This window comes from Bacillus sp. REN16, from assembly GCF_020731355.1.
Taxonomy (GTDB): domain Bacteria; phylum Bacillota; class Bacilli; order Bacillales; family Bacillaceae_L; genus Ferdinandcohnia.
The window spans coordinates 297,225-312,231 of sequence record NZ_JAJFZK010000006.1 but is presented as its reverse complement, the minus strand read 5'-3'; the positions used below and the strand labels follow the sequence as shown (position 1 = coordinate 312,231).

Sequence of the window (15,007 nt, the reverse complement as noted above, 5' to 3'; positions counted from 1 at the left end):
TCTTTTTTCGACAAATTATCCTTCTTGCTGATAAGTGAAACTTATAGAGTATCATAACAATCTTGTTATTTACTTATGTATATAGTTATATTACTATTGTATTGCAAGGAATTTTAACTGGAGAGTTTTATAATCTCTGGAATTTCGACAATTGTGTATAATTGCGATATTATTTAAACAAAGGGGGTATACATATGGCAAAGCATGATGTATTTAATTCACGTTCTTCTTTCGAAGCAAACGGCAAAAAATATAACTATTATAGCTTACAAGCATTAGAAGATGCTAAAATTGGTAACGTTTCAAAATTGCCATATTCCATTAAGGTTCTCTTAGAATCTGTATTACGTCAGGTTGATGGAAGAGTAATTACAAAAGAGCATGTTGAAAACTTAGCAAAATGGGGAACTGATGAGTTACAAGAGGTTGATGTTCCGTTCAAGCCTTCACGTGTAATTCTTCAAGACTTCACTGGGGTACCAGCAGTAGTCGATTTAGCTTCACTACGTAAAGCAATGGCTGACATGGGCGGAGATCCACAAAAAATCAACCCGGAAATCCCAGTTGACTTAGTTATTGACCACTCTGTACAAGTAGACAAAGCAGGTACACTTGACGCTTTAAAATTCAATATGGACCTAGAATTCGAACGTAATGCTGAGCGTTATAAGTTCTTAAGCTGGGCAACCAAAGCATTCGACAACTACCGCGCTGTACCACCAGCAACTGGTATTGTTCACCAAGTTAACCTTGAATACTTAGCAAATGTTGTGCATGCGGTTGAAGGTGAAAATGGTGAATTCGAAACATTCCCTGATACACTTGTAGGTACTGACTCACATACTACAATGATCAACGGTATTGGTGTACTTGGTTGGGGTGTTGGAGGAATTGAAGCTGAAGCAGGAATGCTTGGACAGCCATCCTATTTCCCAGTACCTGAAGTAATCGGTGTGAAATTAGTAGGCGCATTACCAAATGGCACTACAGCTACTGACTTAGCACTTAAAGTAACTCAAGTATTACGTCAAAAAGGTGTTGTTGGTAAATTTGTTGAATTCTTCGGTCCTGGAGTTTCACAGCTTCCACTTGCAGACCGTGCAACAATTTCTAACATGGCTCCAGAATACGGTGCTACATGCGGATTCTTCCCAGTAGACGGAGAAGCTTTAGAATATCTTCGTTTAACTGGCCGTGATGAAGAACAAATTAAAGTTGTAGAGGAATACAGTAAGGCTAATGGCTTATTCTATACAGCTGATTTAGAGGATCCAATTTTCACAGACGTTGTTGAGATTGATCTTTCTGAAATTGAAGCAAATCTTTCTGGTCCTAAGCGTCCACAAGACTTAATTCCACTTTCAAAAATGAAAGAAGCTTACCATACAGCACTAACTGCAACTGGTAACCAAGGCTATGGTTTAACACCTGAAGAAATTAAGAAAGAAATTACCGTTAAATTCAACGATGGTGATGAAGTACAAATGAAAACAGGTGATATCGCAATCGCTGCAATCACAAGCTGTACAAATACTTCAAACCCATACGTAATGTTAGGTGCTGGTCTTGTTGCGAAAAAAGCAGTTGAAAAAGGCTTAGAAGTACCTAAATTTGTAAAAACATCTTTAGCACCTGGATCTAAGGTTGTTACAGGTTATTTAGAAGATTCAGGTTTACTTCCATACCTTGAAAAGCTTGGCTTTAGCACAGTTGGTTATGGTTGTACAACTTGTATCGGTAACTCAGGTCCATTGGCTCCAGAAATCGAAAAAGCGGTTGCTGAGAATGACCTAGTTATTACTTCTGTTCTTTCAGGTAACCGTAACTTTGAAGGACGTATTCACCCACTAGTTAAAGGTAACTACCTTGCATCACCACCTCTTGTAGTGGCATATGCACTAGCTGGAACTGTTGATATCGACCTTGAAAAAGAACCACTCGGTAAAGACAAAGACGGAAACGATGTATTCTTTAATGACATCTGGCCTTCAGCAGAAGAAGTTAAAGCAGAAGTTAAAAAGACTGTTACACCTGAACTATTCAGAAAAGAATACCAGCGTGTATTTGATGATAACGAACGATGGAACGAAATAGATACTACCGACCAAGCTCTTTATGTGTGGGATGAAGATTCAACATATATTCAAAACCCACCATTCTTTGAAGGTTTATCTAAAGAGCCAGGGGAAGTTCAGCCACTTAGTGGTTTACGAGTAGTTGGAAAATTCGGTGATTCCGTTACAACTGACCACATTTCACCAGCAGGTTCTATTGGTAAAGATACACCGGCAGGTAAATACCTACAAGAAAACGGTGTAACTCCACGTGATTTCAACTCTTATGGCTCTCGTCGTGGTAACGACCGTGTAATGACAAGAGGAACTTTCGCGAATATCCGTATTCGCAACCAAATCGCTCCTGGTACAGAAGGTGGATGGACTACTTACTGGCCAACTGAAGAAGTTATGTCAATCTATGATGCATGTATGAAATACAAGCAAGATGGCACTGGCCTAGCTGTTATCGCTGGTAACGACTATGGTATGGGTTCTTCACGTGACTGGGCTGCAAAAGGTACAAACCTTCTTGGCATTAAAACAGTTATTGCTGAAAGTTTTGAGCGTATTCACCGTAGTAACCTTGTTTTAATGGGAGTACTTCCATTACAATTCAAGCAAGGTGAAAATGCAGAAACTCTTGGCCTAACTGGTAAAGAAGCGATCGAAGTTCAAATTGACGAAAGTGTAAAACCACGTGACTATGTAAAAGTTACAGCTACTGACGAAGAAGGAAATAAGAAAGAATTTGAAGTACTTGTTCGTTTTGATAGTGAAGTTGAAATTGATTACTATCGTCATGGCGGGATTCTTCAAATGGTTCTTCGTGATAAAATGAAGGGGTAATATCCCTTGATTTAAGGCAGTTTTGTGGGGTTCACAAAACTGCCTTTTAATTTTGTCCTTTTGTATGGTTAAATAGGTATAATGAAAATAGGTATATTATATTTATTTTGTTGAAACTTTTACGGAGGATTTTAATCGTGAAAAAAATTATTATTGCACTCGTTCTAATCGGGCTAGTAGGATATGCTGTTCTTGATTTTGTTCAAGATCAAAAAAGAGGGGTAACCGGTATTGAAATCGGTAATATGGCACCTGATTTTGAAGTACAATTATTAAATGATGAAAACGAGACGATTCGTTTATCCGATCTAAAAGGGAAAAAGGTTGTTGTGAACTTCTGGGCATCGTGGTGTAAGCCATGTCGAGAAGAAATGCCTGTTATTCAAACGTTTTACGAGAAAAAGGGAGAAGATGTTGAAGTGCTTGCAGTCAACATGACAGCTTCTGAAGTAAAGGCAGAAAATGCATATAAATTTGTTGAAGGCAAGGGTTACACTTTCCCACTCTTAATGGATCCGAAAAACCAAGCAAGCAGTGATTATAAGGTACTTGGATTACCTGAAACATTTTTCATTAATTCTGACGGAACAATTGGTGAATATACCAGAGGACAAATAAAAGATTTAGATATGCTTGAAAGCAAAGTCAATAAATTAAAGTAACAAAAAGAACCAGTGGTAATTTGGTTCTTTTTTTATGTCATTTTTCAACAAAATATAGTCATTTTGAATTTTTTAAATAAATTTTCGAAAATTTGTAATAATTAGCACCGTTTTTGGAGATTATTACTATTAGAATAGTAAATAGAGGAAGGTGAGAAAATTGAGAAAAGTTAGAAAGGTATCATTTGCTGATTTGGTTAAAGAAAACAAGCAACAGTTGTTAAAAGACCAAGAAGCAATGGAGCGTATCGAGGCGAGATTAGAGAAAAAAAGATTAGAAAAAGCTGAGTAGATTTTCCTTCAATCTTTGATATGGATACAATCTCCATTCTTCTTTTTACATGAGAATCACTGTTACAGGTGATAATGAAAAGGAGGAGGAGGATAAAAAATGCCACAAAAAGACCATGAACAATTCAAACCTAACCATCTTGGTACACAACCACGTGGATTTGGTGGAAATAAAGGGAAAAAGATGCAGGATAAATCAGGAAAACATGCTCAGGTTATGCAAACTAAAGGTGAATAATCATAAATACACTGGAAAAAAGGACGTTTTTAATAACGTCCTTTTATTTTTTTACAAATGAATATCCTTTTTTTACATATGAATCCTCATTATTTTAGAAATAAATTATTACTTTATGAAGCAAAATAGAGGTGTAGGACATTACATAGGAGGAATAAGCATGACACACAATAAGCCAAAACCTGATGATCGCAGTGATAATGTAGAAAAGCTGCAGGACATGGTTCAAAACACAATCGAGAACATTGAGGAATCCAAAGAGTCTATGCAGTTCTCAAATGAACAAGATCAACAACGAATTCAAGCAAAAAATGAACGTCGCCAACAATCAATTGAGGCAATGAAGGAAGAAATTCAAGACGAAGCATCAGCTCGTGAAAATGGGTATCAATAACATCAAGGAGTATGCCTGGTTATGGCATACTCCATTTTCATTTCATTTTTAAGGGCTTTTTTAATGTGATACTATATGATAAGAGAAAACACTACAATATAGTATAGGGAGAGGTATAAATTGCTTATTTCAAAGAAAGAAGTCGAAGTACGATATGCAGAAACAGACCAAATGGGTGTCGTTTACCATGCAAATTATTTAGTATGGATGGAGCTTGGTAGAACCCAGCTGATTCAGGATTTGGGTTTTAGCTACGCGGAAATGGAGAGCGATGGTATCCTTTCTCCTGTAATTGATCTGCAGGTTGCCTACAAAAAACCGTTAAGATATGGAGAAACAGCATTAGTTAAAACTTGGATTGAACATTACGATGGGCTTCGTGTCATTTATGGCTATCAAATTGAAAGACCGAATGGTGAGATTTCCGTTAATGCGACCTCATCACATGTTTGTGTGAAAAAAGATTCATTCCGTCCGATCTCGATTAGAAAACATTACCCTGCCTGGCATAATGCTTACGAAAACGCAAAAAAGAAACAGGAATAAAAATAAAGGCATATCCATAGGATGTGCCTTGTTCTACATGCTTATTGGTTATTGTGCAGCATCTAACCATTGATTCATATGTTGAGTCATTTCTTCATATTTACTAGTCGCATTGTTTAACCCAAACGATCCAGCGTCTTTTAGTTGTACGACTTTAAAATTTTTATTGTGGCTGTTAGATACAAATGTTGGTGTGAATTGTGGATTTTGAACACGAATGATGGTTTCATCCTTTGATTTTACCTCTTTGACGATTTCAACCTGTAAAACCCCGCCAATGTCCTTATAATCCCACATCTGTCCAGATAAAAAATTACCAAGTGAGTAAACAACAAATGTTTGATTTCCATCTTTACCTGTTAACCAATCCATTGGCTGCAATACGTGAGGATGGTGACCAATAATGATGTCAACACCCTCATCTGCCAACTGCTGAGCTAGTTGTTTTTGATGATCATTCGGCAACAATTGATACTCATTACCCCAGTGCATGCTTACCGATACTACATCCGCTGCTTCCTTTGCCGCTTTAATATCTTTTTTAATCAATTCCATATCAATTAAGTTTACAAGATAGTCTTTTCCATTCGGTACAGGAATGCCATTCGTCCCATATGTGTAGGAAAGGAATGCAATATTGATTCCATTTCGATTTAATATACGAATTCTGCTTTTATCTTCAGGACTCTGGTATCCACCTGTGTATTCTATATCAATGCTATTTAAATAATTTGTTGCGCTTATAATGGCCTTTTCGCCCCGGTCAAGCGTATGGTTATTCGCAATTGAAACAATATCAACACCTGCATCTTTAAATGCGTCAGCCACCTCAAAAGGACTATTAAAGCTAGGATAGGTTGATAATCCAATTTCAGTTCCGCCAACAATTGTTTCTTGATTTGCAATTGTAAGGTCCGCGTTTTCAAGTAAATCCTTTACATTTGCAATCATTGGTTTGAAATCATATCCGTTGCCTGTGTTCGCATCATTATAAACAATGGAATGGATTAAAATATCCCCAATTGCTGAAAGTGTCATCGAGGTTGTAAATGGCTTAAATTCTTGCTCAGTCTTTTTAAAATCATGATTTCGAGCAGTGTAGCTTGCCGTATTCGTATTTGCTTTTACATTATTTAAAGTGAAATAAACAACTAACGGAACAAGTAATAGAATAATTATACTAATCAGATATTTAGTGATATTAAATGACCTTTTTTTCTTTCTACTTCTTCTCATATGACATTGCTCCCCAAAATAGATAATACCTCTACTATAATATAAAACTATGAAAAAATGTTAGAAATTTATCGAATAATGGCGAAAAAAGACGTGTGACCAATTGATCACACGTCTTTGCCTTATAACCATTTAATTTTTGGTTCGGTCTTATTTTTAATCCGGACAATGTTTGCGCGGTGACGATAAAATACAAATGCTGCTAATAACGTTACAACGATGATCAGCGGATAATCTGTTTTAATAAAAATACTATATACAACACTGAAAGTAATACAATAAATGGCAACTAGCATAGAAGAGAGTGAAACCATTTTCGTCAATTTTAAGAAAATAAAGAAGCATAACAGTGTCGTTAAAAACAGAATTGGATTATAACCTAACAGTACCCCACCAGAGGTTGCAACAGCTTTACCACCTTTAAAGCCTGCAAAAATTGGGAACATATGACCCACAACTGCCACCATACCAACCAACAATGGGAAATAATTTGGAAAGGAATCTCCCAATAAAAGAGAAGGAAGCAAGGTTGCCAATGTTCCTTTTAAAATATCAGCGGTCGTTACAATTAGTCCGGCTTTTTTCCCAAGCGTACGGAAAGTGTTTGTCCCACCTAAATTTCCGCTTCCATGCTCCCGAATATCAATACCGTAGCCAACTTTCCCGACGATTAACCCAGAAGGAATCGAGCCAAGAAGATAAGCTAGGAGAATAATTACAATATATAGTGCCATATTCATAACTCCTTTAATAAAATAATAAAGATAGTTCTACCTGCAACATTGTACCATTCTTTTGTGATAATACCATGCTTGTCTAAGTATTTTCATTATACTAGAAATTTTTCCTGATAATCATTTTTTTTATTAATTTCAACAAAAAATAGCAGAATACCGTATAATAAACAATCGATGGTGTTGAAAATCAAAATAGATGCAGGAATAACTGGGATTGAGACCGAAATACTATGAAAGATAACATTTGATTACTATTTAATAAAGGGGATACAAATATGGCATTAGAAATTCCAGCTCGTGCTGAACTCGGTGAAATTTTAAAGAAAAGTAAAAGGATCGCCGTTGTAGGATTATCTGATAATCCTGAAAGAACCTCTAATATGGTGAGTAAGGCAATGCAAGATGCTGGATATGAAATTATTCCTGTAAATCCAACAATTGAGGAGACTTTAGGTGTAAAAGCGGTTAAGTCACTCAAAGATATAAAAGGGCATATTGATATTGTTAACGTTTTTCGCCGCCCTGAGTATTTAATGGATGTTGCGAACGAATATGATGAAATTGATGCAGATGTGTTTTGGTCACAGCTAGGTTGTGTTAGTGAAGAAGCATATAACTTCTTAAAGGATCGTGGACATACCGTTGTTATGGATCGCTGTATTAAGGTTGAGCATGCGCTGACAAAATAACAGATCTTAATTTAGTCAAAATCCTTGTTTTTACACAAGGATTTTCGCCTTTTCGCGAGAAACGGTTTGCGAAATCTAGATAAAGATATAAAATAAAGGTTAGGGCATTAAAAAACAAAACGTTTGTTCTGTTAAGTAAGAAATGCTTATAATAGTGATACTACTTATATAGAGAGAGGCTATTTGTTAGCTGTATACTTGGGGATTCTCCCAAGTGTTTTGTATATGAAAGGGGTATGTTTTTTGGTGAAGCAACAATTTGATTATAATGATGATGCAATTCAGGTACTAGAAGGCCTTGAAGCCGTTAGAAAAAGACCTGGCATGTATATTGGGAGCACTGATAGTAAAGGTCTTCACCACCTTGTTTATGAAATTGTAGACAATTCAGTGGATGAAGCTCTATCTGGTTATGGAAATCACATCATTGTTAAAATTCATAAGGATAATAGTATTAGTGTCCAAGATAAAGGACGCGGAATGCCAACCGGAATGCATAAAATGGGTAAACCAACACCAGAGGTAATTTTTACTGTACTACATGCAGGTGGAAAGTTTGGACAGGGTGGCTATAAAGCAAGTGGGGGTCTTCATGGGGTTGGAGCTTCTGTTGTGAATGCTTTATCTGAATGGTTAACTGTTACAATCAAACGTAATGGGTTTGTATATGAGCAGCGCTTTGAAAATGGTGGAAAACCTGCTACCACGCTTGAAAACATCGGGAAAACGAACCAGACAGGAACAACTATTCATTTCAAACCAGATCCAACCATTTTTAGTACAACCACTTTTAATTTTGAAATACTAAGTGAACGTTTAAGAGAATCAGCATTTTTATTAAAAGGATTAAAAATTGAAATTATCGATGAACGAAATCATTCCAATGAGGTTTATCATTATGAGAATGGTCTCGAAGCATTTGTACAATATTTGAACGAGGAAAAAGATGTCTTACATCCTGTTGTATCATTTGAGGGTATTCAGAACCGAATTGAAGTCGATTTTGCGTTTGAATTTAATGATGGGTATTCAGAAAATATTTTATCCTTTGTAAATAACGTTCGAACAAAGGATGGAGGGACCCATGAAGTTGGATCAAAGACAGCATTAACCCGTGCCTTTAATGAATATGCACGAAAAACTGGCCAATTAAAAGAAAAGGATAAAAACCTTGATGGCTCTGATATTCGTGAAGGATTAACAGCGATTGTATCTGTTCGTATTCCTGAAGAGTTATTACAATTTGAGGGTCAAACAAAAGGTAAGCTTGGAACAAGTGAAGCACGTTCTGCCGTTGATTCAGTTGTGTCAGAAAACCTAGCCTATTTCCTTGAAGAAAATCCAGATGTAAGTACACTTCTTGTAAAGAAAGCCATTAAAGCTTCACAAGCAAGAGAAGCCGCCAGAAAAGCAAGGGAAGAAGCGAGAAGCGGGAAAAAGAGAAAGAAATCCGAGGCATTATTAAGTGGTAAGCTAACTCCTGCTCAATCACGAAATCCCGAAAAAAATGAACTTTACTTAGTTGAGGGTGATTCAGCTGGAGGTTCTGCTAAACAAGGACGTGACCGTCGTTTCCAAGCTGTTCTTCCATTAAGAGGTAAGGTCATCAATACGGAAAAAGCAAAGCTTGCTGATATTTTCAAGAATGAAGAAATCAATACAATTATCCATACAGTCGGTGGCGGTGTCGGAGCAGACTTTACTATTGAAGACATCAATTATGATAAAGTTGTGATTATGACGGATGCTGATACTGACGGAGCTCATATTCAGGTATTGCTCTTAACCTTCTTTTATCGCTATATGAAGCCTTTAATTGATGCAGGTAAGGTTTATATTGCCCTGCCACCGCTTTACAAGGTTAGTAAAGGTACTGGAAAGAAGGAAGTCATCGAATATGCCTGGGATGAAAGTGAATTAAATAGTGCTATCAACAAAGTAGGAAAAGGGTATATCATTCAACGCTATAAAGGTCTAGGGGAAATGAATGCTGATCAACTTTGGGACACAACGATGAACCCTGAAACGAGAACGCTAATTCGAGTCCGAATTGATGATGGAGCAAGAGCCGATCGTAGAGTTACAACACTTATGGGTGATAAAGTAGAACCGCGACGTAAGTGGATTGAATCCAATGTTGCCTTTGGTCTTGATGATGATTCAAATATTTTGGACAATGAAAATTTATCGGTCGTAGAAGGGGAGTAACTGAAGGATGGTACAAACAGAGAAATTTCGTGATTTGCCTCTTGAAGACGTTATCGGTGATCGTTTCGGGAGATATAGTAAATATATAATTCAAGACCGTGCATTACCGGATGCAAGGGATGGTTTAAAACCAGTTCAAAGACGTATTCTGTATGCGATGCATGTGGAGGGTAATACTGCTGATAAAGGTTTCCGTAAATCAGCTAAAACAGTGGGGAATGTAATTGGTAACTACCATCCACATGGTGATACCTCTGTTTATGATGCAATGGTTCGTTTGAGTCAAGACTGGAAGGTTCGAAATGTCTTGGTTGAAATGCATGGAAATAACGGTAGTAATGATGGCGACCCACCAGCAGCGATGCGTTATACGGAAGCACGTCTTTCAACTCTTGCTTCTGAGCTTTTACGTGATATCGAAAAAAGAACAGTTGAATTTATTCCAAACTTTGATGATACAAGTAAAGAACCAGTAGTCTTACCGGCTAGTTTTCCTAATTTACTCGTTAATGGTTCAACGGGAATCTCAGCAGGATATGCTACGGATATTCCGCCGCATCATCTTGGTGAGGTCATTGATGGCGTAATAAAACGAATCGATCATCCAAATTCAACAGTTGATGACCTTATGCAGGTCATCAAGGGTCCTGATTTTCCAACAGGCGGTATCATCCAAGGGATTGACGGGATCAAAAAAGCCTATGAAACAGGAAAAGGAAAAATCATTGTACGTAGTAAGGCGGACATTGAGGATCTTCGTGGTGGAAAACAGCAAATTGTTGTAACTGAAATTCCATATGAAGTGAATAAAGCCAATATGGTTAAAAAGATTGACGAAATTCGCTTAGACCGCAAAGTGGAAGGGATAAATGAAGTACGTGATGAAACAGACCGGACAGGCTTAAGAATCGTTATTGAACTTAAAAAAGATGCGGATGCACAAGGGGTATTAAACTACCTCTATAAAAATACGGATCTTCAAATAACCTATAATTTTAACATGGTTGCCATTTTAGACAGACGACCAGTATTGATGAGTTTACCAAAAATGTTAGACGCGTATATTAACCATCAAAAAGAGGTTATTACAAACCGTTCTCATTATGAATTGGAAAAAGCACGCGAACGCCAGCATGTTGTAGAGGGTCTGATTAAGGCTTTATCAATCTTAGATGAAGTAATTGCAACAATTCGTGCTTCAAAAGATAAGAAGGATGCGAAAAATAACTTAATCAATAAATTCGAATTTACGGAACCTCAGTCAGAAGCAATTGTTTCCTTGCAGCTATATCGTTTAACAAATACAGACATCACAGCACTACAACAGGAATTTGATGAATTAAACAATAAAATTAGTGAATTAGTTGAGATTCTTCAAAATGAACGAAGGCTTTTGCAAGTGATTAAAACCGACCTTAAACGTGTTAAAAAAACATATGCAGATAATCGTCGTTCAAAAATTGAAGAAAAAATTGAAGAAATTAAAATTAACCTTGAAGTAATGATTCCATCTGAGGATGTAATTGTAACTGTGACCCAGGACGGTTATGTAAAACGGACAAGCCCCAGATCCTACGCAGCATCAAACGGCCTTGATTTTGGCATGAAGGATACGGATCGATTGTTACGTCAATTTGATATCAATACAACGGACACATTATTACTTTTTACAAACAAAGGGAACTACTTATATATTCCTGTACACGAGCTTCCTGATATAAGGTGGAAGGACCTTGGCCAGCATGTTGCCAATATTATAAGTATTGACCGCGATGAGTCTATTATTGAGGCATTCCCTGTCACAAACTTTGAACTGCCGGAATATCTTCTTTTCATTACGAAAAATGGTATGGTGAAAAAATCAGAGCTTTCATTATATAAAGCGCAACGATATTCAAAACCACTTGTTGCAGTTAACCTGAAAAATGATGATGAAGTCGTAAATGTTCACATTACAAATGGAAATATGGATGTCTTCTTAATTACACAACTAGGGTATGGACTATGGTTTGGGGAAGAAGAAGTAAATGTTGTTGGGCAACGAGCAGCAGGAGTTAAAGGAATTAATCTAAAAGACGATGATTATGTTATCGCCGGATACGTTGTACCACCATCTACACCAGCTGAATTAAGCATTGTTACACAACGTGGCGCTGTCAAGAAAATGAAAATCTCGGAATTTGAAAAAGCAACCCGAGCAAAACGTGGATTAGTCATGCTGCGTGAGTTAAAGAATCACCCACATCGCATTGCAGGAGCTCATTTTGTGACAAATCTTGATGAAATTTTCCTTAAAACACAAAATGGAAAAGTTGAATCCGTCGAAGCAAATTCATTACGTCCAAATGATCGCTATAGCAATGGTTCGTTTGCAGTAGATACAGATGAAGCGGGTGTAGTAATCGATACATGGATTGTCACTCATGAAGAAAAGAATAACGAAACAAAATAATGATAAGATAAAACAGCTACTTAAGGGTAGCTGTTTTTTGATAATGAAAAATTGTCAAACCAAATGTCTTAATTTCGAAAAATATTTATATTTTAAATATCACTGCTTTACTGTACAATAATTTTATAAAGGATTTCGGCTTTAACTTTATTCAGTATGGGTTTGTACCCGACTGAATAAAGTTAAAGCCTCCGGCGGATGCCACGATTTTTCAAAGGAAATTTTTCGGGCTTGCTCGAAAAAAATCGGGCGCAAATACGCCAAGGCGCATTTGATTTAGTAGAGAGTAGGTAATATTGCGAAAATGGTTAAAAAATATATTAATAAAAGAAATATTCTTCTTGTCATCGGTTTAATTGTTTTGATTTATTTATTACCAATGTCAATTTCACTAATTTTAGCCTTTCTAACTGCTCTGTTATTAGAGCCAGTTGTTAATTTACTAATAACAAAATACCGATTCAAACGAATCTATTCCGTTACATTAACGTTTGTCGTTTTCATGGTATTCATATTGTTTTTGGGTTACTTATTAATTAATGTTATTATTAATCAATTGATTACGATTGTAAAAAATATTCCGTTTTATGTCTCAAGTATTGATACAGACCAGATTATTGCAAACTTTGAAAAATTTGAAACCTATTTTGAGGACCTACCAAAGGAAGTCTTGGATTCAATCATGAATACGCTGTATTCCTTCCAAGATTTATTGATAGTTGTTGCTAGGAATATTACTGAGGGAACTTTTAGTTTTGTTTCAAGTCTTCCACAACTATTATTAGAATTAATTGTGTATTTAGTTGCAGCTTTTCTAATCATGAATGATCTTCCTACAATTAAAAATAAGTTAAAAGATATGCTCCAAGAGAGTTCAATTGAAAAGATTAAGATTGTAACCACCCAATTGAAAAGGATATTTGTCGGATTTTTAAAAGCACAACTAGTGTTAAGTGGTGTAACCTTTATTATTACATATATTGGTCTGTGGATTTTGGACGTTAAATATCTCCTAATTATTTCTCTTCTCATTGTAGTTGTCGATTTACTTCCAATACTGGGGACTGGATCCTTCATTGTTCCTTGGGCCGTTTTTGTCTTAATTAATGGGAACACAAAACTTGGAATCGGATTGTTGATTTTATTTGTACTAATCACTGTGATTCGAAAAATCATCGAACCCAAGATTTATTCACAAAGCTTTGGTATTAGTGCTTTAGCAGCACTAATTAGTATGTATTTAGGATTTAAAATAATTGGGATAGTTGGTTTATTGCTTGGACCACTTCTAGTGATCCTTTACGATTCGCTTACAAAAGCTGGTGTGATCAATTTCGGATTTAAATCTGAAAAAATATAAGAAAAAAGCTACCTTTATGGGTAGCTTTTTCGCTTATACCAATTCCTTTATTTTGGATTGTAACATGCTTTTAAAGGCGTCAAGGTCATTTATGTTATCGAAAGCAGCTTGGGCAGTAGTATTGTTGCCACCGCCTTTACCATGATAGTTTTTTAATTCTTGTTTGAATAATTGACCACATTGAACCGGAACTGAGCCGTTATGCGAAATAAGCAGCTTATTTTCGAGTGTTGTTGTAAAAATAACACATTGATTAGATAATTCATTAATTTGTTTCGCAATTCCTTGAAGTTCTTTTAGAGATTTATCCTCAAATTCCTCTGTAATCACTCGTTCCTGATGGGTTTGAATCAGTTCCTTCGCGAGCAATTGAGAGATTCTCCCGTTTAACTCCTCAATGTCTCTTTGATATTGTTTATTTTCATTTTCAATTTTGGTGATTTTTTCAATGAGACCACCGCGATTCGTACTATACTGGTTAGTTAAGCTAGTTAAAATTGAATGTGTTTCTTGGTAATCCTTAAGGGCACGGCCTCCAAAAATAAAATAAACACGTGTATTGCCTTTGCTTTTTTCCGTTTTTAAAAGCTTCATTAATCCCAATTCGCCGGTTCTTTTTACATGTGTACCTGCACATGCAGACGTATCAATTCCCTCTATTTCAACAATCCGCATTTCATTTCCTTCAACATCGGGGGTTTTCCGAAGAGGTAAGGTGCTTGCTTTTTCCTTCGGGACAAAATAGGTGTTAATTTCACGGTTTTCATAGATTGCTTTATTCACCTGGTTTTCAATATGTAAAAGTTGATCATCACTAAATTCCGGAACACTTAAATCAATTGAAACGGTGTCTTTTCCTAAATGGAAGCTAGTTGTATGTGCATCATATTCGTCGATACAAATTGCTGACAGCAAATGCTGTCCCGTATGCTGTTGCATATGGTCATATCGCAACTCCCAATTAATCACGCATTCTACTTCACGATTTTCTGGGGAATGGGGGAGTTTATGATATACTTCGCCAAACTCCTGAAAGACATCCATAACGGGAATATGATCAATTAATCCTGTATCAGATGGCTGCCCACCGCCTTCAGGATAAAATGCTGTTTCCGCTAGCGTAACAAGGACATAGTCATCCTTTGTAATGATATTGGTAATTGTAGTTGTCCACTTTGTTAAATAAGGATTTTCATAATATAGCCTATTTGACATCACGTACTCGATCCTTTCGATTTCAGATATTAAAAACATACTAGAAAAGTGACAAAGATTCAATTAATTAAATGGT

General features: G+C 36.3%; 13 protein-coding genes. 10 read left to right on the top strand and 3 right to left on the bottom strand.

Annotated features, from left to right (window positions below; translation table 11 throughout):
* Positions 1-194 precede the first annotated feature (194 nt).
* The 6 genes from acnA (at position 195) to LKW28_RS10490 (ending at position 5,034) form a co-directional block, all read left to right on the top strand.
* A complete protein-coding gene (gene acnA, locus LKW28_RS10515) occupies positions 195-2,903 on the top strand; it encodes an aconitate hydratase AcnA (RefSeq protein WP_229140315.1) in 2,709 nt (902 codons plus the stop codon).
* A 137-nt stretch (positions 2,904-3,040) separates the two neighbouring features.
* The gene (locus LKW28_RS10510; RefSeq protein ID WP_229140314.1) at positions 3,041-3,565 is read left to right on the top strand and encodes a redoxin domain-containing protein; all 525 of its coding nucleotides are present in this window, start codon (positions 3,041-3,043) and stop codon (positions 3,563-3,565) included.
* A gap of 160 nt (positions 3,566-3,725) precedes the next feature.
* A complete protein-coding gene (locus LKW28_RS10505; RefSeq protein WP_229140313.1) occupies positions 3,726-3,857 on the top strand; it encodes an FbpB family small basic protein in 132 nt (43 codons plus the stop codon).
* 99 nt (positions 3,858-3,956) lie between these two features.
* Positions 3,957-4,094, top strand: a complete 138-nt coding sequence (locus LKW28_RS10500) for an acid-soluble spore protein N (RefSeq protein ID WP_229140312.1) — start codon at positions 3,957-3,959, stop codon at positions 4,092-4,094.
* A 160-nt stretch (positions 4,095-4,254) separates the two neighbouring features.
* Positions 4,255-4,488, top strand: a complete 234-nt coding sequence (gene tlp, locus LKW28_RS10495; protein WP_229140311.1) for a small acid-soluble spore protein Tlp — start codon at positions 4,255-4,257, stop codon at positions 4,486-4,488.
* A 120-nt stretch (positions 4,489-4,608) separates the two neighbouring features.
* Positions 4,609-5,034 carry an acyl-CoA thioesterase gene (locus tag LKW28_RS10490; protein ID WP_229140310.1) on the top strand — a complete coding sequence of 142 codons (426 nt, stop codon included), beginning with the start codon at positions 4,609-4,611 and terminating at the stop codon, positions 5,032-5,034.
* A gap of 48 nt (positions 5,035-5,082) precedes the next feature.
* Here LKW28_RS10490 and LKW28_RS10485 read toward each other — a convergent pair whose 3' ends face one another.
* The gene (locus LKW28_RS10485; protein ID WP_229140309.1) at positions 5,083-6,270 is read right to left on the bottom strand and encodes a CapA family protein; all 1,188 of its coding nucleotides are present in this window, start codon (positions 6,268-6,270) and stop codon (positions 5,083-5,085) included.
* Between the two features lie 122 nt (positions 6,271-6,392).
* Complete coding sequence (gene plsY, locus LKW28_RS10480) at positions 6,393-7,004, bottom strand: glycerol-3-phosphate 1-O-acyltransferase PlsY (protein ID WP_229140308.1); 612 nt, start codon at positions 7,002-7,004, stop codon at positions 6,393-6,395.
* Between the two features lie 278 nt (positions 7,005-7,282).
* Between plsY and LKW28_RS10475 the strand changes: the two genes are divergently transcribed.
* From LKW28_RS10475 to ytvI, 4 genes are all read left to right on the top strand, one after another.
* A complete protein-coding gene (locus LKW28_RS10475; protein ID WP_229140307.1) occupies positions 7,283-7,696 on the top strand; it encodes a CoA-binding protein in 414 nt (137 codons plus the stop codon).
* Positions 7,697-7,939: 243 nt separating this feature from the next.
* Positions 7,940-9,904: a DNA topoisomerase IV subunit B gene (gene parE, locus LKW28_RS10470; protein ID WP_229140306.1), complete on the top strand. Its 1,965-nt coding sequence runs from the start codon at positions 7,940-7,942 to the stop codon at positions 9,902-9,904.
* 7 nt (positions 9,905-9,911) lie between these two features.
* Complete coding sequence (parC, locus tag LKW28_RS10465; RefSeq protein WP_229140305.1) at positions 9,912-12,356, top strand: DNA topoisomerase IV subunit A; 2,445 nt, start codon at positions 9,912-9,914, stop codon at positions 12,354-12,356.
* A gap of 304 nt (positions 12,357-12,660) precedes the next feature.
* Complete coding sequence (gene ytvI / locus LKW28_RS10460; protein WP_229140304.1) at positions 12,661-13,716, top strand: sporulation integral membrane protein YtvI; 1,056 nt, start codon at positions 12,661-12,663, stop codon at positions 13,714-13,716.
* A 33-nt stretch (positions 13,717-13,749) separates the two neighbouring features.
* Here ytvI and LKW28_RS10455 read toward each other — a convergent pair whose 3' ends face one another.
* Positions 13,750-14,931, bottom strand: a complete 1,182-nt coding sequence (locus LKW28_RS10455) for an alanyl-tRNA editing protein (protein WP_229140303.1) — start codon at positions 14,929-14,931, stop codon at positions 13,750-13,752.
* Positions 14,932-15,007 lie beyond the last annotated feature (76 nt).

Bases quoted from the DNA above. Each gene is read 5' to 3' on its own strand.
- acnA (WP_229140315.1), top strand. From the start codon at position 195: ATGGCAAAGCATGATGTATTTAATTCACGTTCTTCTTTCGAAGCAAAC.
- LKW28_RS10500 (WP_229140312.1), top strand. From the start codon at position 3,957: ATGCCACAAAAAGACCATGAACAATTCAAACCTAACCATCTTGGTACA.
- tlp (WP_229140311.1), top strand. From the start codon at position 4,255: ATGACACACAATAAGCCAAAACCTGATGATCGCAGTGATAATGTAGAA.
- LKW28_RS10485 (WP_229140309.1), bottom strand. From the start codon at position 6,270: ATGAGAAGAAGTAGAAAGAAAAAAAGGTCATTTAATATCACTAAATAT.
- plsY (WP_229140308.1), bottom strand. From the start codon at position 7,004: ATGGCACTATATATTGTAATTATTCTCCTAGCTTATCTTCTTGGCTCG.
- LKW28_RS10475 (WP_229140307.1), top strand. From the start codon at position 7,283: ATGGCATTAGAAATTCCAGCTCGTGCTGAACTCGGTGAAATTTTAAAG.
- parC (WP_229140305.1), top strand. From the start codon at position 9,912: ATGGTACAAACAGAGAAATTTCGTGATTTGCCTCTTGAAGACGTTATC.
- ytvI (WP_229140304.1), top strand. From the start codon at position 12,661: ATGGTTAAAAAATATATTAATAAAAGAAATATTCTTCTTGTCATCGGT.
- LKW28_RS10455 (WP_229140303.1), bottom strand. From the start codon at position 14,931: ATGTCAAATAGGCTATATTATGAAAATCCTTATTTAACAAAGTGGACA.